This is a genomic window from bacterium, assembly GCA_028820935.1.
GTDB lineage: Bacteria > Actinomycetota > Acidimicrobiia > Spongiisociales > Spongiisociaceae > Spongiisocius.
Map to the genome: position 1 here is coordinate 204,310 of JAPPHZ010000009.1, position 23,132 is coordinate 227,441.

Below are 23,132 nucleotides of genomic sequence, written 5' to 3' on the forward strand. Positions count from 1 at the left end.
AGTCGCCTTCCACGTTGCCCGGCTCGCTCACCTGCCCAGCCTAATTAATCGGTGCTCATCGGCCCTATGCAGCTGCCGCGGGATGGGACACCGGTGTCGAACGCGCGACTTACGGAAGGGTGCCGAGGGCGCCGGCTCAGATGGGGAAGAAGACCGGTACGAGAGCGACCACTATGCCCAGGACGACAACGGTCAGGGGGGTACCGACCCGGGCATAGTCGATTGCCCGGTAACCACCCGCGCCCATGACGAGGAGGTTGGCCTTGTGGCTGAATGGAGTCATGAAGGCGGCCGACGCGGCCAGGCTCACCCCCATCATGGCCGCGTAGGGGTTCATTCCCAGCTGAGCAGCCGTTTCGAGTGCGACCGGCGCCAGGAGGACCACCGCCGGTGCGCCGTCAAGGGCCTGGCTGAGAAGGCTGGCCAGCACCACCAGGGCGATGAGGATGGCGAGATGGCCCATCGGCCCCAGCCATTCCCTGACCCTGCTGACGAGGAGCAACGCCGCGCCGGTGCTCTCCATGGCGATCCCCACCGGCAGGACCGCCGCCACCAGGAAGATGGTGCGCCACTCGATGGCCCGGTATGCCTCCTCCATCGTGACGGTGCCGAACAGCAGCACCAGGCTGGCCGCGACGAAGGCCGCCACGTGGATCGGCTGGATGCCCAGCACCACCATCGCGACCATCAGCAGCAACGCACCCAGGGCGATCGGGGCCTTCTTGGGACGGCGAGGCCGCATCCCCGCCGGTGAGAGCACTACGAAGTTGGCGTCGGAGCCGAGAAGACGGATCCGTTCCCATGGACCCTGCACCAGTAATCCATCACCGAAACGGAACGCCAGATCGGCGAGGTCCTCGTAGATGGAGCGGCCGTCCCTCCAGACCGCCAGCAACTGGAGGCCGTAACGATCCCGGAACTGCAGCTCGCGTGAGGTCTTGCCCTCGATCGCCGAGCGGGGCGCCAGCGCCACCTCGACGATGCCGAATTCCTCCGATTGGAGCTCTCCCTCACCCACCCGGGAATCCACCTCTACGTCGCCCAGGCGGACCAACCGCTCGAACCGGGCCGGCTCGCACGCCACCAGCAGACCATCGCCGGCCTCGAGCACATCGTCGGGACGCACATCGAGACGGGTGACATCATCGCGAATGATCCCTCCGACCGTGACTCCCACCAGTTCGCTCAGCCGGCTCGACCCCACCGTCGATCCCGCCAGCGAGGAGCCCTCCGGGACCCGGAGCACCGAGAGATGGCCCTCGAAGGCCTGCATCGCCGACAACCCCAGGTCCTTCACCAGGAAGTTCGGGTCGGGTTGCATCTCCAGCAACTGGGAGCGGGGTCCGATGGCGATCACATGATCCCCGGCGTGGATGGTCCGGGATGCCAGGTTCTCCCGCATGACCTCCCCGTCCCGCTCCACCCCCACGATCACCGCCTCGTAACTATCCCTGAAGCGCGCCTCCCGCGGGCTCTTTCCTGCCAGGACGGACAAGGCGGGAACCTCGAACCTGATGGCCGTGAATCCCCGTATCGGCCTCGGGAGCTGGCGGGTCGAGGTCGGCTGGAGCTCCACTTCCCCGACCCGCAGCAGGTCCTCGAGGTCCCGCAGCCTTCCCTCCACGAGGAGAACGTCACCGCCCCTGAGAAGGGTGTCGGCCGTAGGGGAGAGGTGCTTGGCGCCCCGGTGTATGGCTACCACCTTGATGCCGAGGGCGCCGGATAAGTGGGCGTCGGCCAGGGTGACGCCGTCCATGGCGGACGGCTGGGGAATGCGGATCGTGAACAGGCGTTCCTCGAGTTGGTAAATGTGGGTCAACTCATCCGCCTCCGACTCGGTGGGACCGGCCTGACGGTCGGGAAGGAGCCTCCGGCCGACCGTGATCATGAACAGGATCCCGGCGGCGAGGAGGACCAATCCGATGGGTGTGAAGTCGAACAGACCGAACGGCGCCAGGTTACGTTCGGCGATGATCGAGGCGGCAACGATGTTGGGCGGGGTGCCCACCATGGTGGTGGTACCGCCCAGGATCGACCCGAACGCGAGCGGCATCATGAGACGGGAGGCCGGTAGCCCCGCCCTCCGGGCGATTCCGGCCACGGCCGGCATCAGGACCGCGGTGGCGGCGATGTTGTTCATGAACCCCGAGAGGATGCCCGACACCAGCATGAGCGTGATGATCAGCGGGACCTCCCTGCTACCTACCAGGGTGTAGACCTTGGACGCCACGATGTCGGCGACACCCGTGTAGAGCAGCGCGGCGCTGATGATGAAGATGGCCAGCATCGTGATCACAGCCGGCGAGGCGAAGCCGCTGAAAGCCTCCGTAGGCCCGACGTACCCCCCCAGGATCAGCACCCCCAGCCCTAGGAACGCAGTCAGATCCACCGGAAGCCTGGCGGTCAGGAAAAGGTAGGCCATCGCCACCAGCAGCAGGATCAGGAATCCGATCTCCCAGGTCACGAGGTAACTCCCGCCGCACTCGCCGGGTCGTCAGGTCTGGATGCGAAGTGCTCCATCGTCCAGCCTCCGGTGTTTCCGCCGCTCCGGTTCATCCGTCCGATCAGAACGACCAGAGCCGGGGGATGAAGATCACCGACAGGATCCAGAAGATGATGCTGAGGGGCACACCGGTCCGCAGGAAGTCCGTGTACCTGTAGCCACCCGCGTTGTAGATCATCGTGTTCGTCTGGTAGCCCACCGGCGTGGAGAACCCGGTCGAGGCGGCGAAGGTGATCGCCATCAGGAAGGGCCGCGGGTCGACGCCGATCTGCTCCGCAGTGGAGATGGCTATGGGCGCGAGGAGAACCGCGGCCGCCGCGTTGCTCATCGTGTCGGTCATCACCGAGGTCATCAGGTAGATCACCGCGAGCACGGCCACCGGCCCCATGCCGCCTACCACCCCTACGGCCCGTTCCGCTATGAACCCGGCCGCGCCGCTGGTCTGCATGGCTATTCCGAGCGGAAGGATTCCGGCGAGAAGGAAGATGACCTGCCAGTTGATGGCCTGGTACGCCTCGTCCAGTCTCAGCACGCGGGTCAGCAGCATGGCCAGGCAGCCGAGCAACGCCGTTACGAGAATCGGGAACACATTGAAAGCCGCCAGCCCGACGACAGCCACGAGGATCGCGATCACCAACGGGGCGCGGTGCCGCAGGACCGTCCCCGGAACCTCGTCGAGCACGATGAAGTCGCTGTTGCGTCGCAGCGCCCTGATCTGCGCCTCGTGTGCCTGGATCAGGATCACGTCGCCGAGGCTTAGGCTGACCGAGCTGAGCTGGTCGTGAATCGTCTCGCCCCGGCGCTGCATCGCCAGTACCAGCGACTTGTAGCGGTTCCGGAAGTCCAGTTCCTTGAGTGTATGGCCGATGAGCTCGGACCCCGGAGCGACCAGGGCCTGCACCAGACGCAGGTCCTCGGTCTGCAACGTCTCATCCCGCAGTTCGAAATCGACATTGAGTTCCAGGCCCATGGAATCGCGCAGGCGGATCAACTCGTTGATCTCGCCGCGCACGAGGAGCACCTGATCCGGTTGGAGAACCTGCCGGAGCGGCGCCCATCCGGCATCCCCGATGTGCAGAACGCGTAGCACGGTGACGTCGTGTTCCTCGCCGAGGCGGCTCTCGAGCACGGTCTGGCCGACCAGCGGCGAGTTCTGCCGGACCCGCATCTCGGTGACGTACTCGCCCAGGTTGTACGTGCTGGCGAGCTCGCTCACCTGGCGATCAGGAAGAAGCCAGCGGCCGGCCACCAGGAAGAAAGCGACTCCGGCCACGAAGAGGATCAGGCCCATCCGGCTGAACTCGAACATGCTGAACGACCCGTACCCGGCCTGCTCCGATATAGAGCTGACCAGCAAGTTGGTGGAAGTACCGATCAGCGTGCAGACGCCCCCGAACTGCGATGCGTATGAGAGCGGGATCAGCAGCTTGGAGGCGGAGATCCTGCGCCGGTTGGCGAGGATCGTGACCAGCGGGATGAACACGGCCACCGCCGCCGTGTTGTTGACGAAGGCCGACATCACCGTGATTGTGCCCATCACGACCACCAGCGCGGTGTAGTGGTCCTTGCCGAAACGGACCATGATCCGGCCTACCGCCGCCGTGGCCCCGGTTTTCTGGAGGCCCGCACTCAGGATGAACATGGCAGCCACCGTGAGGGTCGCGGGATTGCTGAATCCGGAGAATCCCTCCTGAGGCGTGACCAGACCCAGGCCGAGCAGGGCGCCCAGACCGAGCAGAGCCACCATGTCGAGCGGGTACTTCTCGGCAACGAACAGGGCGACCGTTCCGGCGAGAATGGCAAGAACCAGAACCGCGTCCAGCGACATATCCGGTGCTTACTCGGGAGATCGATCGGATGGGAGCGGGGTCATGACTCCTCCCCTGCAGGTTCCAGCCCACGCGATACCGGGCCGGCGGCTCGCTTCGGCGCCTGGAATCCGACTCCGGATACCTTATCACGGGCTCGTCGTCGCCGAACGCGCCCGCCGGTGTGTCAGAATCGGACTGAGCCACGGCGAGGACAGGTATGCCCAGTGACAACGCTCCCACACTCAGGATCGGCTTGCTGGCCGTCTACTTCGGGTTGTTCGATGCGGCCATGCCGCCCGAGTTCCGGCAGGAGCGAACGGCATTCGCCGAGGCCTTGCGGACCCGGCTCGAGCAGTTCGGATCGGTCATCTACCCGGGGGTGGTGGACAATGACGAAGCGGGGCGGGAGGCCGGCGTGCTGTTCGCCCGCTCCGACGTCGACGTGATCGTCTTCGCGCCCACTATGGCCGCCCCGCCCAGCTACGGATGGGAGGCGATCCGGAATCTCCCCCGGGTGCCGGTGGTGGCGGTCGGGGCGCAGGAACTCATCGAGGTGCCGGACGACTACGCCACCGAGGAGGCCACCCGCAGGAGCCTGACGGTCGGTCTGGTCATGTTCACGAACGTGCTGGTCAGGATGGGCCGGCAGTTCACCACGCTGGTCTCTTCGGTCATCGGGGACGAGCTCGACACCGTCCTCGGCGAGACGCTGAGAGCAGCGGATGCCGCCGCCACGGTCACCAAGTCCCGGCTGCTCGCCATCGGCAAGCCAATCCCGGGCTACATGGACGTCGAGGTCACTGGCGAGCAGCTGGTCGGTCTGGGAGTCGAGGTCATCGACGTCGACCCGCCGGGGATCGCGGCGGCGTTCGGTGCGGTGGCCGAAGGCGAGGTGTCCGCTCTCGTCAGCGAGCTGCGGGACCGGTTCGAGGCCGGCCGGGTCGACGACCAGGTCCTTGCCCGCTCCGCCCGGCTCGCTCTGGCCATGAAGGAGCTGTGCCACCAGAACGACGCCAACGCCGGGGCGGTCAACTGCCACGGCGACGCGCTCCGCTGGAATCCGGAAGTGGGTGTGACCGCCTGCCTGGGAGTGGCCTTGTGCGCCGAGGCCGGGTTGCCCTTCGCCTGCACCGGCGACATTCCTACCGCGATCGCTCTGGCCATCGGGAAGCGCCTGGCCGGATCGGCCCTCTACTGCGAGCTTTACCAGGTCGACTTCCCGGGGAACTGGATACTGGTGGCCAACGGCGGAGAGGGCGACCTCACCATCCGGGCGGCGTCGTCCGGCGTGACGCTGCTCCCCGAGGACCACTACATGGGCGACCACGGACCGGGGACCGCGGTGGCGTTCGAGCTCCCGGAAGGGCCGGCCACGCTGATCAGCCTGAGCCCGGTCGATCACAGCGACGGATGGGTCCTAGTGGGCGCCGAGGGCCGGATCCTCGACTCGAAGCACCACGCCATGGAGGGGCCCAACGGGATGTTCCGGTTCGACTCGGGAGAAGTGGCCGGGGCCTACGCCCGATGGTGCGAAGCGGGCGCCACCCACCACGCCGCCGTGCTGCCGGGCCACCAGGGCGATGTGCTACGCCGGACCGCCGGGATGCTGCGGATGACCTATACCGCCGTGTAGGAAAGCACCCGGAAGCGATGGACCGATTGATCAATCGGCACCCAGTGGTCCGTCCGTGTGATGGCGGTGTGGTATGGCCGCCAGAGCACCCGGTTGTTTCGCAGACAGACCACTAGCCGGGAACGGATCATCCGCAGGCTTGCTCCCGGCACTCCTATACAATGTCGGGGCCAACCAGAGGGTTGAGGAGGCAGACGTGTGTTTCGACCAGGACTCCGCTCCTCCCATACCCAGGGGCGACCGGGAGGCACATGGCCGCGATCTGGTGCTGACCGCTCGGGACGGCAACCGGTTCTCCGCATTCGAGGCCACCGGAGCCACGCCCTCGACGTCCGCGGTGGTGGTCCTGCCCGACGTGCGGGGCCTGTTCCGGTTCTACAAGCAACTGGCCCTTCTGCTCGCCCACGCCGGCCACGATGCCGTCGCCATCGACTACTTCGGGCGCACCGCCGGGCTCGGCGAGCGACCCGACGACTGGGACTTCTGGCCCCATGTCCACGACACCACTTTCGCCGGTATCCGGGACGATGTGGCCGCAGCCGTCTCCCATCTCCGGGCACCCGATCCTGACCGGACGGTCTTCACCCTGGGGTTCTGCTTCGGCGGATCCGCTTCCTGGCACCAGGCCGCCAACGGGCTCGGGCTCGCCGGCGCCATCGGCTTCTACGGCAAACCCCGCCGCCCGGAGGAGACCGCCGGGGCCATAGATCGGGTGGCCGGCATGGCCTGCCCGATACTGGCGCTAATGGGCGGAGACGATCCCAGCATCCCGCTCGAAGATGTCTGGAGGTTGGAGAATGCCCTGGCTGGAGCCGAAGTTCCCCACGAAGTCGTGGTGTACCCCGGCGCTCCGCACTCGTTCTTCGACCGAAGGCACCGCGAGTTCGAGAAAGACTCGATCGACGCCTGGGAGCGGGTGCTGGCCTTCATCGCCGCCAATTCGTCCCGGGGAAGGTAGGAGGGTATGTCAGACGTGATCGAGACCCGAGGTCTCACGAAGTATTACGGGGACACCGCCGGCATCGTCGACCTGGATCTTGCCGTCGAGGTGGGAGAGGTATTCGGCTTCATAGGCCCCAACGGCGCTGGCAAGACCACCACCATCCGCCTGCTCCTCAATTTCCTGCAGCCGACCAGGGGGTCGGGAACCGTGTTCGGCATGGACATGACGTCCGACTCGGTGGCCATCAGGAGCCGCGTCGGGTACCTGCCGGGGGATCTGGCTCTCTACCCGTCGATGACCGGGCGGGAGTTCCTCCTCTACTTCAGCCGGCTCCGGGGTGTCGACACCGCCGCAGCCACGACCCGGCTGGCCGAGCGGTTCGAACTGGACCTGGACAGGCGCATCAAGGAGTACTCGAAGGGCAACCGCCAGAAGGTGGGACTCGTCAACGCGTTCATGCACGAGCCGGAACTGTTGATCCTCGACGAGCCGACCGGCGGCCTCGATCCCCTCATGCAACAGGAGTTCGCGACCCTTCTCGGCGAGGTTCGGTCCGAGGGCCGCACCGTGTTCCTTTCCTCCCATTACCTGCCCGAGGTGGAACGGATCGCCGATCGGGTGGGCATCGTCCGCCAGGGTCATCTGATCGCGGTGGACACCCTCGACGGGTTCCGAACCAGGATCCAGTCCAACCTGTCGATCGAGTTCGCCCGCCCAGCCGACCCGGCCGGCTTCACTGGCCTCCGGGGCGTCACCGCGGTCGAGGCCCACGATGGCGGCACGCTGTTGCGCCTGAGTGTTTCTGGAGCTCAGGACGCGGTGATCCGGGCGGCTGCGGACGCCGGAGCGATCGCCATCCACACCGATGAAGCCGACCTCGACGACGTCTTCCTCTCCTACTACGGGCAAGAAGATCCCGAATCCGGACGGGGAGGAAGCGCCCATTGACCACCGCCATCCTGGCCAAGAGCCTGCGGGACCGGCGCCGGGCCCTGATCGGCAACAGCCTCGGCCTGGTGGCTCTGGTCGTCTGGCTGGGAGCGTTGTTCCCGATCCTGCGGGACAACCAGGGCTTCAACGACATCATGGAGCAGGTCCCACCGGAAATGTTCGCTGCTGTCGGAACCGACCTGGCCACGTTCCTGACGGCGGCCGGGTTCCTGTCGGCAGAGTTCTTCGCGCTGTTCGCACCGCTCCTGATCCTCATCTTCGTGATCAGCGCGATGGTTGCCGAGACCTCCACCGAAGAACGGGAAGGTCTGATGGACATGGTGCTGTCCAATCCGGTATCCCGGCGGCGGGTCTTCCTCGAGAAGGCGGGCGGCGTGGCGGCGGCCACGCTGCTGATGGTGACAGTGATAACCGCGGCCCTCCTAGCCGTGAATCCCGTATTCGGACTGGACCTGCCCGTCGTGGGTGTGGTGGCGGCCGGCCTGTCGCTCTGGCTGCTCGGTACATCCTTCGGCGCGGCAGCCCTGCTGGTAGGGGCGTTTACGGGTCGGTCGGCCACCGCCGGCGGGATGGCCGGGTTGCTGGCACTCCTGGCGTGGTTCGTGACCAGCTTCTCCGGCCTGTTCCCCTGGCTGGAGGGTGCGGGAGGGCTAAGCCCGTTCACCTGGTACCGGGAGCCCAACCCGCTGGTCACAGGTTTCGGCGCCGGTCACCTGTGGCTGCTTATAACCACCGCCATCCTGCTGGTGGTCGCGGTGCTGCTGTTCGACCGGAGGGACATCGCCACGGAGCGGGCAGCCCTGCCTGATGTCAAGGTCCGGCGGCGAGCGCGGCGCCGGGCTCGGCAACCACGGGCGGCGTGGCTCCTCACCGATCCGTTCCGCAAGGTCATCTGGGATCGTCGCCGGTCCGTCTGGGGGTGGGGAGGGGGCCTCGGCCTCCTGTCCCTCGCCATGTTTTCGGCGTGGCCGGCCCTCGCTCAGGATGCCGAAGCGCTGGCAGCGCTGATCACCTCCATGCCCCGGGAAGTGTTCGTCATGTTCGGCATGACCAATCCGGATGCGATCGTCACCCCGGCCGGGTTCGTCTCATCGCGCAGCTACCAATCGATCGGCCCGATAGTGGTGATCTTCTTCTGCGTGCGCGGCGTGTCGATGGCCTTGGTCCGCCAGGAGGGCTCCGGGGTGCTCGACCTGGTGCTGGCCCACCCCGCCTCCCGGAGTCGCACCGTTGCCTCCAAGCTGGCGGCCGTCGCCTTCTCGGCGGGGCTGGTGGTGCTGATCCCAACCGTCGTGGCTCTGCTGGCTGACCGCCGGTGGGAGACCGGACTCGGAGTCGGATCGATCCTGGCGGCCGGCGCCGGGCTGTACCTGCTCGGCCTGTTCTTCGCCGGACTGGCGCTCCTGCTGTGGGGGTTCAAGGGCACGTCTTTGCCGGCCGTCCGGATCGCCGGCATCGCAGCCCTGGCAACCTTCCTGATGAACGGCTTGGGCGCCCTGGCGGATGGCCTCCGACCGATCCGGTTGGTCTCGCCCTTCTACTGGTACTTCGGAGACGATCCACCGCTCGCCAAGGGGTTCGAACCGTCCTACTTCCTGTTGCTGGCCGGGACGGTTGCCATGGCGTGGCTGGCCATAGCCCGCTTCCGGCGGCGGGACACCAGCGTCTGATTGCCGCTCAGATACCTCTCTGGAGCAGGGCCTCGAGCCTGGCGAGCCTCTCGCCGTGATCTTTAAGGGTCGCGACCACCTCGGACACGTCAGACCGGAGCGCCTTGATGTCGGATCGCAACCATAAGAACATGAGTCCCAACAGGACCCCGACAACACTTATGACCGACGAGAGCAGTGCTTCCATATAGGGTAATAGATCACAACATCATTCCAAGTGTCAATACCTGGTTTTCGCGTTCTCTTCGTTTCCTACTCGGACGTGATCCGTCGGGCCCGGGCCGCGAGATGAATGATCAGGACACCCGGGTGAAGCCGATCCCGAGGAAGCGGGCGACGACACCTACCTCAGCAGCCAGGGATCCCGGGGCGGCCGCGCTGTGATGGTTGGCGCCGGCCAGCGCCCAGCGACGCCATGCCTCGCCCACCGGCTGCCCGCCCGCGAAGCGGAAAGCGCCTCCCACCGTGGGGCTGTCCGGGAACGACCTGCCGGTGATCTCTCCCTCGGCGGCGATGAGCCGGAAGCCGCTCGGCTCGTCGTGGTGGGGGGTGAACCCCACCAGGGTGGCCGGGCCGGGCGGCAACTCGAACCAGGCGCTGAGGCCTGTCATAGGGTCCGACCGGAACCACGGGTTCGGCTGCAGCCGGGGACGGGTGCCGTCACCGCACCAGCCGAGATCGTGCTCCCCTGAGTTGGCGATGGCCGCCTCGCCTGTCTCGAAGTCGATCGCCTCGATCTCGTGGTACAGGGCCGCGCCACCCAGCCGCTTGGCGACCAGCATTGCCACCGCGGTGAGCACGTCGCCGGCGCAGGCCCACGGCACGCCCCTCGTCGTCTCCCGGCCGATGCCGAAGCAGGGGGTGACCCCCGGCTCCTCGCCGAACCTGATCTCCGCCACGTGGCAGTTCATGGCCCCGGCATCGAAGTTGCGGGCCCTATCCAGTTCCTCCACCGCCGCCGCCAGCCGCAGAGAGCGCGTCCTGCCCTCCCGGTCTTCCGTCGCGTCCTCGTACGTGCTCGCCAGCTCGGCCTCCAGTCCCGACACATCGGAAACTCCCAGGTAGAGAGTCCGGATCTCGGCCGGATCGACGGGGATGAGCTCGATGCCGGTGGCGGCCCTCAGGACCTCATCATCGATATCAACGCAGTCGTATCCGTCGATGGGACGACCCACCCGGGCGATCCGCGCCGATGCCAATGAGCGGGCCACCGCAGCCGCGCCTGCCGTTCTCGCCAGCTTCTCGACGGCCGGCTCGTCGCGTATCCCGCCCACCACCAGCTCGAACGGCCTTCCCGATCGGACCAGCAGGTTGGTCAGCATGGGCGTGCCCACCGTCGCGCCCATCGTGGTGATATCCGACTGGTCGAACCCCGCCCGGAGCCTCCGGTTCTGCTGCACCGCCCACACCACCACCGGCAGGTCGCCCAACCGATCCAGCGCCGCCATGGCGTACGTGGGAGGGACTGCCATCGACTGCGCCACCACGAGCACCTGCGCGCCGGCAGCCCCGATCTCTTCCGCTGCCGTGGTCCCCGCCTCCGGCGAGTCGACCATGCCCGACCACACCACATCGACGCCCGCCCCCTGCAACCGCTCGACCACTTCGTCAAGCAGGCCCCGCCGTTCGGAGCGGAAGGATGCCCCCCCGGCACTGGACTCCCAGAACTCCCAGTACGGAAGCATCACCGCACCCGAGACCCTGGCTCTCATGGTGTCCTCCATGGCATGGCGGACAGGGTAGGGCATGGAAGGCATCCGTGACCGACCCCTACCCTCGACCGTCGTGCCGGAACGCGTGATCGGGGCGCCTTGCAGTACGGTGACCCGCAACCTCGCCACCGAGGTCGTACTCGAACCAGACGATGACCCGGTGCCGCTCCCGAGCGTCGTGCAGCTGGATTCGACTTTCAACGTCTCGGTATCCCGTCTCGGTCGGCTCAGCGGCGAGCGGATGCGCCAGGTCTGCACCGCTTTGGCCACAGCCGTAGGAGGGTGCTGAAAAAGGCGGGGATCGGTTGGCCCGCGATGCTTCTACCTGCGGGTTTCGTTTCGGGCCAACGGGACGTTTTTCAGTACCCTCCTAGACTGCCGATAGCGTCGATTCCACGCGGCCACGGGACCGACGGATCCCCAAGGCCATACTGCAAGGAGGCAAGCATGACGACCGAGACCCGTATCGAGTTCTCTGAGGCGGTCGGCAGAAGGATCCGCCTCGGCAGTTGGGAAGACCAGAAGATCTCCACCTACCGGAAGATCCGGGAGGCTGTGGCCGAGGAGCGCTGGGACCATGCCGCAGATCTGGCCGACTACTTCATCGACGAGGCCAGCGTCTGCTTCATCCTCTACCGCCAGTGGATCAACGACCTGAGCAACTTCCTGCAGAAGAACGGCGTGTCTCCTGAAGAAGTGGCCGCCATCAACGCCGACATCGTCACCAAGATCACCCTCCCGGACGGCTCGTCCTGGAACGCCCACCGCCACTGGGACCGTTTCAAGCGGGAGCAGAGAAAGCTGCTCTCCCACCTCTTCCGGGCCGAGCCCGATCAAGCGCTTGCCGCTCTCGACTCCATGAAGGAAACGTGGCGGCAGACCCACGACCGGGACGTCGATCACACCTACGGCCTCATGTCGGAGATACAGGAGCGTTTCGGCGGGCAGGGCATCGTGGATATGTACAAGGTCGTGCTGGAGCCCCTGTTCGCCTGGCGCTACGAGAAGTTCGACATCGATAAGCACCCCTGGGACGAAGCCCTCGAGACGCTGATGAACGTGGCGTGCGAGTCCATGCGAGGCCACCTGGTAGGGCCGGAACGCACCGGTGACTTCGAGCTGATCGAGACCGACGATCGCTTCATCCTGCGGTTCGACCCCTGCGCATCCGGCCAGCGCACCATCCGGGGAGACTGGATTGAGGGGACCCCGGCCCGGATGGAGCCCCCGTACAACTGGGGCGTTAGCCAGGAGGAGGCCTCCTGGAATCATTACCAGAAGGGCGTCTGCCTCTACTGCGCCCACTGCATCATCCTGATGGAGGAGATGCCGATGGACCGGTTCGGCTACCCGGTCCGTACCGTGGACCCGCCCATCTACCCGGACACCGATCCCGACCCCGATGTGCGGCAGAAGTGCCAGTGGGAGATGTTCAAGGATCCCACCCAGGTCCCCGAGGAGTACTACACCAGGGTGGGACGCAAGAAGCCGGATGTCTTCGGCTCGTCGAACTTCGATGCTCCTCCCATGCCGGACGCCGGCTCGCTGGGACTACCCGGCACGGGATAGCCGGTGCGCGCCGCGGTCCTCAGGGAATACGGTGGGCCGCTCGAACTGACCGAGATACCCGATCCGGTCCCGGGGCCCGGACAGGTCGTGGTCGACATCCGGGCGTGCGGCGTCTGCGGGAGCGACCTGTTCCTTCAGAAGGGCGGCTTCGATTCAACCCTGCCGGTCATCCCCGGGCACGAGGCGGCCGGAGTGGTGTCGTCCCTGGGGCCCGGAGTCGATGCGGTTGGCACGGGCCAGCCGGTGGCTCTCTACTACATCGACTACTGCGGGACGTGCCGCATATGTCGGTCCGGCCGGGTCAACATGTGCCTGGGCGTGCGCCGCATGGGCGTGGAGTTCAACGGCGCCTTTGCCGAGCGGGTGGTCATCCCCGCCCGGTCGGTCATTCCGGTGAGCGAACGTGACGATCCCGCCGCCGTCGCGGTGCTCACCGATGCGGTGGCCACGCCCTACCACGCTCTGGTTCAGCGGGCCGGCGCCCGGCCCGGCGAGACGGTGGTGGTGTTCGGGATCGGAGGCATCGGGGCCAACGCCGTCCAGCTGGCCGCCTACCTGGGCTGCCGCGTGATCGCGGTGAGCCGCTCCGACACCAGCCTCGAGTTGGGCCTGCGGATGGGGGCCGAGGTCGCTATCAGGACGGGCCCCAACATCGCCGAGCGGGTCCGGGAGGCAGCCGGACCGGGAGGACCCGACATCATCATCCAGACGGTGGGGTCGGCCGAGGTCTTCGCTCAAGCGGTGGCGTCTGCCGGCATCGGCTGCCGGGTGATCGCGGTCGGCGCCACCCTGGACCCCTTCCCCGTAAACGCCATGGACCTGATCTGGAGGGAGGCCGCCCTGTCGGGCTCCCGGGGCTTCACCCCCCAGGACATCCGGGAGGTGCTTGACCTCCACCGTGAGGGCGCCATCACCACCGACCACCTGGTCGGGAATCGGCGGCCCCTCGATCAGGTCAACGAGGCGCTGGACGATCTCCGGACCGGGCGGGTGGTCCGCTCGGTGATCGGCTTCGGATCGGGTTGGTGAGCGCCATTCCGGGGTCGGATGAACGCGCTCGGGCGATGACAGTTCGGGGACCGGTTCCGGTCTCCGAACTGGGTCCCACCCACGTCCACGAACACCTGTACATGGACTGCCGGCCGATCCTCCGCATCCACGGCTACCCGGCGGTATCGGAAGCGCCGCTGACCCTGGAGACCGCCGCCGAGGCGCGGTGGAACCCGGGCGGCTTCCCCGACAACTACCACCAGACCGATCCCGATCAGGTCGTGGCCGAGTTGGAGCCGTTCCGTGCCGCGGGCGGTCGCACCATCGTGGACGTGACCCCCAGCCACCTGTCACGAGACCCCGGCATCCTGGGGCGGATCGCGGAGCGGAGCGGCGTCCAGGTGATCATGGGAGGCGGCTACTACCTGGCCGGAAGCCACCCACCCGGCACCGCCGAGCGGGCCACGGAAGCCATAGCCGGCGAACTGATCGACGAGTGGTGCCACGGCGTGGGCGACACCGGTGTCCGTCCCGGGATCATCGGCGAGATCGGAACCGGCAACCCGGTGCACCCGGAGGAGGAACGTGTAGTCCGGGCCGCGGCGTGGGCCCATCTCGAGACGGGCCTGCCGATCAGTATCCATGTCCACCCGTGGGGCTTCGAGGGCGGATACGTGCTCGACGTCCTCGAGGCAGAGGGGGTCGACCCCTGCCGGGTGATCCTGGGCCACATGAACACGGCGGTCGGCCATCCGCCCTATCTGGTTGATCTGCTGGGTCGGGGAGCCAACCTCGGCTTCGATCTGATGGGCTTCGACCACTCGCTGATCGGCCTGGGCAAGTACCCGCCCAGCGACTTCGACGTGGTGGCGCGGATTTCCGACCTGGCCGAGCAAGGCTTCGCCGACCAGCTGTTCGTCTCGCAGGACATGGGCGGGGTGAAGACCCGCCTGCTGGCCTACGGGGGCTGGGGATACGCCCATATCCTCGATCACATCGTCCCGCTACTCCGGAGCGCGGGCTGGGGCGATGCGGAGGTGGAAACCCTGATGGTCGCCAACCCGGCCCGGCTGCTGGAGATTCCCGGCCTGGCCTCGGATACCACGAACGATCGGCCTACGTGATCGGTAAGGCCGGGATCGTCGCCATGACCCGGGGCCTGGCCCGCTCGTTCGGTCCGCACGGAATCCTGGTCAACACCATCTCGCCCGGCCAGATCAACACCCCGATGCAACACCTGGACAACCCTCCGGAGATGTCCGGACGCACGGCCGCCCAGTGCCCCTTGGGCCGGACGGGCCGCCCGGAGGAGGTGGCGGCGGTGGCGCTGTTCCTCGCCTCCCGGCACGCCAGCTTCGTGAACGGCGCCACCATCAACGTCAGCGGCGGCCTGGTGATGTACTAGCCCTGACAATCATGGACCGTGGAACGCCCCGGCCCATCGCCGCCGAGCGTCACGCCTTATGTCGTCGATGTCGCGAGATGACTCAGACCGGAACGTACCCGCGGCGCCGCTCAGCCGACCGTTACGCCCGCTCCGCGTAGATGCTCGACCGCCGCATCCCCGTCACCGGGGTCCAGGTTGACCGCGGCGGTGGCGGCGAGGAGCACGGTCGTATCGAACCCTTCCCCGGCCGAGTCGAGGGCCGTGTCCTTCACGCAATAGTCGAGGGCCAGCCCCACCACCACGACGCGCCCGCAGCCCGCAGCCCTGATCATGGAAGCCAGGGCGGTGGGAATCTCCTCGCCCGACACCGGATCCCGCATCGTGAATCCCGAGTACCCGTCCTCCCCGCCGGCGCCCTTGTGGACGCTGGGACCTTCGATCCGGAGGTCGGGGTGGAAGTCGGCTCCGGCCGTCCCGGCCACGCAGTGGACCGGCCAGATGCCCCCGTCGATGGCGAAGTGCGGGGTGCGCGCCGGGTGCCAGTCCTGCGTGTAGAAAACGGATGCGCCCGCCTCCAACGCCAGGGAGATCTGGTGGTTCACCGCCGGAACCACCTCCGTGTCCCCGCCCGGAACGTACAGGCTTCCCCCCGGATCGGAGAAGTCGTTCTGGACGTCCACCACGATCAGCGCGGTGTCCGGTGCATAAATGGTCACATCGTCAGGGTACCTGCTCGGTTAACGTGGCGGCGTGCTCACCGAGGGCATCCTGTCCACCGATCATTACCAGCTGACCATGGCTCAGCTCTACCACAGCCATGGTCTGGCCGACCGGACCGCCCAGTTCGACTACCACTTCCGTCACTATCCCGACTACGGCGACCACCAGGCCGGATACTGCATCACCGCCGGCCTAGGACCGCTGGTCGACTGGATGGAGCACACCTGGTTCGGACCCGCTGAGGCGGACGCCCTGCGCACCGTGCGAACCAGTTCCGGGAAGCGTCTCTTCGGGGAGCCCTTCATCGAATGGCTGGCCCGATCGGACGGGTTCGCGTCCCTCTCGATGTGGGCGATTCCCGAAGGCCGGGTGGTGCATCCCAAGACGCCGGTCGTGACCGTCGAGGCGCCGCTGGCCGTGGCCCAACTACTGGAGACCCCCCTGCTGAACCGGCTCAACTACGCCACGCTGGTGGCCACCAAGACCTCCCGGGCGGTGGAGGCGGCCGGAGGGACTGCGGTGCTGGAGTTCGGGATGCGACGGGCGCCCGGTCCGGCGGCCGATTCGGCGACCCGAGCGGCTCTCATCGGCGGCGCCGCCGGGTCGTCCAACTTCGCCACCTCCCACCGGCTGGGCTTCGTCTCGCGCGGCACCCATGCCCATTCGCTGGTCCAGGTGTTCATCGCCGAATCGGGAAGCGAGTTGGAGGCCTTCAGAGCCTACGCCGACCTGTACCCGGATGACTGCCTGCTACTGGTCGACACCATCAACACCCTTGAGTCGGGTCTTCCCAACGCCATCACCGTGTTCGAGGAGTTGAGGAGAAAGGGCCATCGACCCGTAGGGATCCGGCTCGATTCGGGCGACCTGGCCTACCTGGCGGTGCGGTCTGCGGCCATGCTCGACGGGGCCGGCTTCGAGGACGTGGCGATCGTGCTCTCCTCCGACCTGGACGAACTCACCATCTGGCAGATACGCAACCAGATCCTGGAGGAGGCCGGGCACTACCGGATGGATGCTGCACGCCTGCTGGACCGGCTCGTCTACGGAGTGGGTACCCGCCTGGTCACCTCGGACGGTTGCCCGAGCCCCAACGGCGTGTTCAAGCTGGTAGCGGTCAAGGACTCGGGCAGCGAGTGGACCGCGGCGATCAAGATCTCCGAGACGCCCGCCAAGGTGCTGGAGCCGGGCCGTAAACGGCTGTGGAGGATCTATGACCATCGAGGAACGGCCACCGCCGATCTGATCACCCTCGAAGGCTTCGACCCGAGCGCCCGGCCTATCCACCTGGTCCACCCCAACCATCCCGAGGTGGGCCGGGCCCTGACCGCCCGCCAGGTATCGGAGGTGGAACCGCTCCGCATGAAGGTGCTGGAGGCCGGCAGGCGGGTTGCCGGTGACGTCGGCGATCTCGAAGCGGCCAGAGCACGGCGGTCAGCGGATCTCTCCCGTCTGGATCCCGGAGTACGGCGGCTGGTCAACCCCCACACCTACCACGTGTCGCTGAGCCCGGAGCTGTCCAATCTCAAGCAGGAACTGATCGCCGGCCTCCAGATGTGACCCTCGTCCGCCGCGGTTGGTAGCCAGGTCGAGACAGAGCTACGAGAGATCGCAGCTGTGCGGAGGCCTGCCCCGGTTCCTCCCCCATCGTCCCAGCGAACCAACGTAGCCGGGTCAGGTCCCCGGCGCAGCCGGATGCATCCGACCGGCCCGCGAGCTCACAGGACGCACCCGACCAAATGGCGTACCGACCAAGGCTGCGAAAGTCGTGCCTCCGGCCCAGGGCCCGCCCCCACCACCACCGTTCCGGTTTGTAGCATGGCCGGCCATGCCTTGCCTGCGGCCGGACCGGCCTTCGCTCCATGAATCTCTGTTCCCTTCGGCTGACCGTTCCGATCGGCTTTCGTGCTAACGGCCAGTGTCGGTGCTTGGCACTAATCAACATATACCGGAGTTGTGACAAGTCAACCCCATTTCGAGAGAACGCGAAATTATTTGCGAGCCGGGACGAGTCACTGCGAGTGGGTACTTCGTCACGGGTAGTGATCGGGCAGATCGTTCTCATACAGGACGGCATCACCGGGGCCCAGGTGCTTCCGAACCCAACGCACTGCCTGCTCCCGGTTGTCGACCAGGACCACCTCGACCGGGCCCTCGCGGGCGCCACGGAGCAGTGCTCGACGGTTGGCCCTGCCCACAATCACCAGATGATCCACCACCTTGGACGCGGCTGCGGCGAACCGGAGGTTGGCGTCATGCTGCCGGGGCCCGAGTTCCACCATTCCCGGAGTCACCACCGCCCGGCGGCCGGTCGGGTCGCCCGCGCTCATCAAGACGTCGAGGGCTCGGGCAGCACCGGCAGGATTGGAGTTGAAAGTGTCGTCGATGATCTCGAACCCGGCCTCCGACCGACCGGATGTCTGGCGATGGTCCGTGGGGGCTAGACGGCGTGCTCGGTCGGACACGGCGCCGGGAGGAACTCCCAGCTCCAGAGCCACAGCAACCGCACAGGCCAGGTTGGCGGGGAACGGGCCCGTCGGGATCGGCTCGCCGAGCGCCCGGCCGTTCGCCTCGATCGTCAGAAGGTCACCATCCCGGCGGACCCGCACGTCCGTGGCCCCTTCGGAGGTTCCGCATCGCCACACCTTCCGCTCACCCAAGCGCCCGGCTACTTCCGCCAGCGCCGGATGGTCGACGTTGATGATCGCCACCTCGGCCCGCTCGAAGATTTCGGACTTCGCCTCGACGATGCGCTCCTCCGACTTGAACCGTTGCAGGTGTACCGGTCCTATGGCGGTCAGGACAGCGATACTCGGGGGGATCCACGAGCAAGTGTCGGCGATCTCCCCGGGCTGGTAGGCGCCCATCTCCGCCACGAACACCTCGGCGTCATCGGTCAGGGTCTCGTTGATCGCCCTGGCGAGGCCAAGGCGATTGTTGAAGCTGGCCGGGCTGGCCACCACCCGCCTGGTCCCGGATACCAGGTCCCGGACGTACCACTTGGTGCTGGTCTTGCCGTAGCTTCCGGTGATACCTACCACCACCGGAGCCACCCGGCCGAGCGTGCCGGCCGCCCTGACCACGAACTTCTGCGAGAGGCGCCGCTCGATCGGGGCCGCCAACCACAGCACGAGGTCCGGGATGGCATACCACGAGAGGACGGCGGCTATCGAGAGAGCGCCCGGCCATCCCCCGCCGAGCCCGAGGGTGCTCATCCGGCCGAGCAGGACGGTTACCACGCCGAGGAGGATCGCCCCCACGATGGCGGTGCGCCTGAGCCGGGCGGTCCAGTTGAGCGGGGACGTCCGGCCGCGGTAGCCGAGGCCGATCGGGAAGATCACCATCCCCAAGCAGCCCAGCAAGGGCCAGAACGAATCCGGTGCCAGGGCATAGCCGGCCAGGGCGCCGGCCAGCATCACCTCCTCGAGGACGTTCACGGGCCGGGCGGCGATCCACACCCGGCGCATGAAGATGATCGAGCCGGCCAGGTAGTGCTCCCGCTGGGCCACCCGGAGCCATTTGATGGCCGCGATGGCGATACTCGCCAGGCTCAGCACCGGCACCAGCCAGGAGGTCCAGCTCATATCAGGGTCTCGATTGCCGCCCGGACCCGGTCCGGAGCCTCTCGGGGAAGGTCATGGCCGCAACCCTCCACCACCTCCAAGTCCGCCTCCTGGAGAAGCGCCCCGGCCCGGTGCGCCACCTCCGGCGGAACCTCCGAATCGGCCGCACCCCAAACCAGCCGCACCGGACAGGCCACCTCGGGCAGGCGGTCCTCGTAGCTCTCGTTCACCACCCTCACCAGGGTGTCACGCATCACCCCCGTCGCCGCCCGGTAGTCCGCCGAACCCCGCCGCCGCTTCTCGCGCTCGAGACGCTCGTCGCTGATCAGGCGGGCCCGGTTGGCCAGACGCACCAGGCGGTAGGCAACCGAAGGCCGGCGGGCGGTGCGATCCATACGGTGGAGCAAGGGCACCCCGATCAGGACCATGCCGGCCACCAACTCGGGCCGGGTCGCCGCCAGCACCACCGCCACCCGGCCCCCGAAGGAGTGCCCCACCAGGACCTGGGGCGCGGGGAGCTGCTCCAGCCACGCGGCCACCATCCGGGCGTATCCGGCCGCGCCGGTGGCTTCGGTCGGTGGAGGCGTGGCGCCGAACCCGGGCAGGTCGACCGCCACCCCATCGAAGCCCTCCAGGACGCGCCGGAAGTCACGCCGGTCCCGACCCCAGCCATGGAGGGCCACCACCCGGATCGGGCCCGATCCGTAACGCTCTCCGAACAACAAGCCGTCAGCAAGGCTGGTCAGGGCCATCGGGGGTGTCTCCTCGGTCGAGTCCCGGTTCGTTCTGCACGGAACGCGCACCGGGTTCTCACGGCAGGTTACCGAGGGAGCCATCCGGCATGGTCGCTTACGTTCGCAGCGAACTCCCAGCCTTCCTCTGTGCAGAACTTGATATATATACGCTTAGATTTTCTGGGCATAATCCACGCGCCACTGACGTTGGAACTAGTGGAGGTCATCCGGTCCCGGAGAGGCGGAAGAACGATGGACGCACGACGTTTCACGCAGAAGGCGCAGGCGGCCCTGGCAGCGGCCCGCGAAGACGCTGCCGCTCGGCATCATCAGGCGGTCGAGCCCGCCCATCTGCTCGTGGCGCTCCTCGGACAGCCCGATACGGTCACCCTTCCCCTGCTGGCCCGCCTCGATGCGGCGCCGGCCCTCCTCCGGCAGGGCGCCGCGGCTCTCGTGGAGTCCCTCCCGCAGGTGTACGGCGGCGCCGAGACAGGCTTCGCCCGGGCCACCATCCGCATCCTGGAGGAGGCCCAGACGGCGATGGCGGAGGCCGGCGACAGCTACACCTCCGTCGAGCATCTGCTGGCGGCCCTGGCCGGGTCCGACACCCGGGCGGGACGCCTCCTCCGGGATGCCGGCGTCACCCGCCAGGCCATCGCCGACGTGCTGGCGGAGGTGCGTGGCGCCCGGCGGATCACCACCGACAACCCCGAGGACACGATGGCCGCCCTGGAACGGTACGGGCGCGACCTGGTTGCCGACGCCGGAGCGGGCAAGCTCGATCCGGTGATCGGCCGCGACGACGAGATCCGCCGGATCATCCAGGTGCTGAGCCGGCGCACCAAGAACAACCCGGTTCTCATCGGTGAGCCCGGCGTGGGCAAGACCGCCATCGCCGAGGGTCTGGCCCTGCGCATCCTCGACGGCGACGTCCCCGAGGGTCTGAAGAACAAGCGGATCGTGGCGCTCGATCTGGGCGCCATGGTGGCGGGCGCCAAGTACCGCGGGGAGTTCGAGGAGCGCCTCAAGGCCACGCTCGACGAGATCAAGGCTGCCGAGGGCCGGATCATCACCTTCATCGACGAGATGCACACGCTGGTGGGAGCCGGCGCCGCCGAGGGTGCGATGGACGCCTCCAACATGCTCAAGCCGCTGCTCGCCCGGGGCGAGCTCCGCATGATCGGCGCCACCACCCTGGACGAGTACCGCAAGCACGTGGAGAAGGACGCCGCCCTGGAACGGCGCTTCCAGCCGGTGATGGTGGCGCCTCCCACCACCGACGAGACGGTGGGGATCCTGCGGGGTCTGAAGGAACGCTACGAGGTCCACCACGGGGTCCGGATCACCGACGGCGCCCTGATCGCCGCGGCCGTGCTGTCCGACCGCTACATCACCTCCCGACACCTGCCCGACAAGGCCATCGACCTGATGGACGAAGCCGCCTCCCGGCTCCGCATCGAGATCGACTCCATGCCCGAGGAGATCGACACCCTGACCCGCCGCCTGCGCCAGCTGGAGATCGAGGCGAGCGCTCTGGGCAAGGAGTCCGACGCGGGTTCGAAGGCTCGGATGGAGGCTGTCGGACAGGAGATGGCCGAGATTACCGAGGAACTGGACCGTCTGACCACCCACTGGCAGCACGAGAAGGACGAGATCGAGGCGATCAGGTCGGTCAAGCAGCAGATAGAGGATTCCCGTATGGAGTCCGACCGGGCCACCAGGGTCGGTGACCTGCAGCGGGCCGCAGAGCTGCAGTACGGGGAACTCCCGCGCCTGGGCAGGGAGCTGGCAACCCGCGAGGAGGCCCTCGCCGCTCTGCAGGCCGACATGTCCATGCTCAGCGAGGAGGTCACCGAAGAGGACGTGGCCGCGGTGGTGAGCCGCTGGACCGGGATCCCCGTCTCGCGCCTCATGGAGAGCGAGATGGCCAAGCTGGTCCATCTCGAGGATCACCTCCACGGGCGGGTGATAGGCCAGGACGCCGGGGTGTCGGCGGTGGCGGGTGCCATCCGCCGGAGCCGCACCGGTCTGGCCGATCCCAACCGCCCGATCGGTTCCTTCCTGTTCCTCGGTCCGTCCGGGGTGGGCAAGACCGAACTGGCGAAGACGCTGGCCGCGTTCATGTTCGACGACGAGCGTGCCATGGTGCGGATCGACATGTCCGAGTACATGGAGAAGCACTCGGTGAGCCGGCTGGTGGGCGCGCCGCCCGGCTACGTGGGTTACGAGGAGGGAGGCCAGCTGACCGAGGCGGTCCGGCGTCGCCCCTACTCGGTGGTCCTGCTGGACGAGGTGGAGAAGGCCCATCCCGAAGTGTTCGGGGCCCTCCTCCAGGTGCTCGACGACGGGCGGCTCACCGACGGCCAGGGCCGGACAGTGGACTTCACCAATGCGGTCCTGATCATGACGTCGAACCTCGGCTCGGAGCTGATCACGCCGGACCTGCCCTGGGAGGCGGTGCGCAGCCGGGTGATGGAACGGGTGCGGGGCCACTTCCGCCCCGAGTTCCTCAACCGGATCGACGACATCGTGGTGTTCTCTCGGCTATCCGAGAAGGACCTGCGCCAGATCGTGGATCTCCAGTTCATCCGGCTCGGCGAGCGCATCAAGTCCCGGGACATCAGCGTCAAGCTGTCCGACGAGGCGGGCGCCTGGTTGGCCGACGAGGGTTACGACCCCGCCTACGGCGCCCGGCCGCTCAAGCGCCTCCTCCAGACCGCCCTGGTCGACCCGCTCGCCCTTGGCCTGCTGGAGGGACGCTTCCGTCCCGGCGACACCGTGTCGGTGACCGTCGACGGGGAGGGCTTGGTCCTGTCGGTCGACGACCCGCCGCCCGTCGGCGGTTCGGGCGGGCGGGTCTAGGTCCTCTGTCGGCGCCGTACCAAGACGCGGCCGCGGAGCATTACCACTAGCGTGAGCCGGATTGCGATGCGATGGAAACGTGTC

The 23,132-nt window shown here is 67.4% G+C and carries 17 protein-coding genes; 11 read left to right on the forward strand and 6 right to left on the reverse strand.

Annotated features, from left to right (window positions below):
- Nucleotides 1-136: 136 nt before the first annotated feature.
- Together OXM57_01770 and OXM57_01775 are read right to left on the reverse strand one after the other, a co-directional pair.
- Entirely contained in the window at nucleotides 137-2,464 is a 2,328-nt protein-coding gene (locus OXM57_01770) for an SLC13 family permease (GenBank protein ID MDE0351410.1), read from the reverse strand.
- A gap of 100 nt (nucleotides 2,465-2,564) precedes the next feature.
- Complete coding sequence (locus OXM57_01775; protein ID MDE0351411.1) at nucleotides 2,565-4,331, reverse strand: SLC13 family permease; 1,767 nt, start codon at nucleotides 4,329-4,331, stop codon at nucleotides 2,565-2,567.
- Nucleotides 4,332-4,531: 200 nt separating this feature from the next.
- Between OXM57_01775 and OXM57_01780 the strand changes: the two genes are divergently transcribed.
- From OXM57_01780 to OXM57_01795, 4 genes are all read left to right on the forward strand, one after another.
- A complete protein-coding gene (locus OXM57_01780; GenBank protein ID MDE0351412.1) occupies nucleotides 4,532-5,947 on the forward strand; it encodes a hypothetical protein in 1,416 nt (471 codons plus the stop codon).
- Nucleotides 5,948-6,143: 196 nt separating this feature from the next.
- Nucleotides 6,144-6,905, forward strand: coding sequence for a dienelactone hydrolase family protein (locus OXM57_01785; protein ID MDE0351413.1), 762 nt, complete (start codon nucleotides 6,144-6,146; stop codon nucleotides 6,903-6,905).
- 6 nt (nucleotides 6,906-6,911) lie between these two features.
- Nucleotides 6,912-7,838: an ABC transporter ATP-binding protein gene (locus OXM57_01790; GenBank protein MDE0351414.1), complete on the forward strand. Its 927-nt coding sequence runs from the start codon at nucleotides 6,912-6,914 to the stop codon at nucleotides 7,836-7,838.
- A complete protein-coding gene (locus tag OXM57_01795; GenBank protein ID MDE0351415.1) occupies nucleotides 7,835-9,511 on the forward strand; it encodes an ABC transporter permease subunit in 1,677 nt (558 codons plus the stop codon). The genes OXM57_01790 and OXM57_01795 overlap by 4 nt, the downstream gene beginning before the upstream one ends.
- 296 nt (nucleotides 9,512-9,807) lie before the next feature.
- Here OXM57_01795 and OXM57_01800 read toward each other — a convergent pair whose 3' ends face one another.
- The gene (locus OXM57_01800; GenBank protein ID MDE0351416.1) at nucleotides 9,808-11,259 is read right to left on the reverse strand and encodes a hypothetical protein; all 1,452 of its coding nucleotides are present in this window, start codon (nucleotides 11,257-11,259) and stop codon (nucleotides 9,808-9,810) included.
- On the opposite strand from OXM57_01800, the gene OXM57_01805 reads away from it, so the two are divergent.
- The 5 genes from OXM57_01805 (at nucleotide 11,258) to OXM57_01825 (ending at nucleotide 15,187) form a co-directional block, all read left to right on the forward strand.
- Nucleotides 11,258-11,512 carry a type II toxin-antitoxin system PemK/MazF family toxin gene (locus OXM57_01805; protein ID MDE0351417.1) on the forward strand — a complete coding sequence of 85 codons (255 nt, stop codon included), beginning with the start codon at nucleotides 11,258-11,260 and terminating at the stop codon, nucleotides 11,510-11,512. The two genes, OXM57_01800 and OXM57_01805, sit on opposite strands and share 2 nt — an antisense overlap.
- A gap of 158 nt (nucleotides 11,513-11,670) precedes the next feature.
- Nucleotides 11,671-12,792: a hypothetical protein gene (locus tag OXM57_01810; protein MDE0351418.1), complete on the forward strand. Its 1,122-nt coding sequence runs from the start codon at nucleotides 11,671-11,673 to the stop codon at nucleotides 12,790-12,792.
- 3 nt (nucleotides 12,793-12,795) lie between these two features.
- Nucleotides 12,796-13,821 carry an alcohol dehydrogenase catalytic domain-containing protein gene (locus OXM57_01815; GenBank protein ID MDE0351419.1) on the forward strand — a complete coding sequence of 342 codons (1,026 nt, stop codon included), beginning with the start codon at nucleotides 12,796-12,798 and terminating at the stop codon, nucleotides 13,819-13,821.
- Nucleotides 13,818-14,906, forward strand: a complete 1,089-nt coding sequence (locus OXM57_01820) for a phosphotriesterase-related protein (protein ID MDE0351420.1) — start codon at nucleotides 13,818-13,820, stop codon at nucleotides 14,904-14,906. The genes OXM57_01815 and OXM57_01820 overlap by 4 nt, the downstream gene beginning before the upstream one ends.
- Nucleotides 14,903-15,187 (forward strand): SDR family oxidoreductase, encoded by a 285-nt coding sequence (locus tag OXM57_01825; GenBank protein MDE0351421.1) that lies wholly within the window; start codon nucleotides 14,903-14,905, stop codon nucleotides 15,185-15,187. Before OXM57_01820 ends, OXM57_01825 begins: the two co-directional genes overlap by 4 nt.
- A gap of 110 nt (nucleotides 15,188-15,297) precedes the next feature.
- Here OXM57_01825 and OXM57_01830 read toward each other — a convergent pair whose 3' ends face one another.
- Nucleotides 15,298-15,885, reverse strand: coding sequence for an isochorismatase family protein (locus OXM57_01830; GenBank protein ID MDE0351422.1), 588 nt, complete (start codon nucleotides 15,883-15,885; stop codon nucleotides 15,298-15,300).
- A gap of 34 nt (nucleotides 15,886-15,919) precedes the next feature.
- Between OXM57_01830 and OXM57_01835 the strand changes: the two genes are divergently transcribed.
- On the forward strand, nucleotides 15,920-17,449 hold the full coding sequence (locus tag OXM57_01835) for a nicotinate phosphoribosyltransferase (GenBank protein ID MDE0351423.1): 1,530 nt from the start codon (nucleotides 15,920-15,922) through the stop codon (nucleotides 17,447-17,449).
- A 473-nt stretch (nucleotides 17,450-17,922) separates the two neighbouring features.
- On the opposite strand, the gene OXM57_01840 is transcribed toward OXM57_01835, so the two are convergent.
- Both OXM57_01840 and OXM57_01845 read right to left on the reverse strand, forming a co-directional pair.
- Nucleotides 17,923-19,473, reverse strand: coding sequence for a UDP-N-acetylmuramoyl-tripeptide--D-alanyl-D-alanine ligase (locus OXM57_01840; protein MDE0351424.1), 1,551 nt, complete (start codon nucleotides 19,471-19,473; stop codon nucleotides 17,923-17,925).
- Complete coding sequence (locus OXM57_01845; protein MDE0351425.1) at nucleotides 19,470-20,204, reverse strand: alpha/beta hydrolase; 735 nt, start codon at nucleotides 20,202-20,204, stop codon at nucleotides 19,470-19,472. The genes OXM57_01840 and OXM57_01845 overlap by 4 nt, the downstream gene beginning before the upstream one ends.
- Before the next feature lie 234 nt (nucleotides 20,205-20,438).
- Here OXM57_01845 and clpB point away from each other — a divergent pair, with 234 nt between their 5' ends.
- Nucleotides 20,439-23,048 carry an ATP-dependent chaperone ClpB gene (clpB, locus tag OXM57_01850; GenBank protein MDE0351426.1) on the forward strand — a complete coding sequence of 870 codons (2,610 nt, stop codon included), beginning with the start codon at nucleotides 20,439-20,441 and terminating at the stop codon, nucleotides 23,046-23,048.
- The last annotated feature ends 84 nt before the right edge of the window (nucleotides 23,049-23,132 follow it).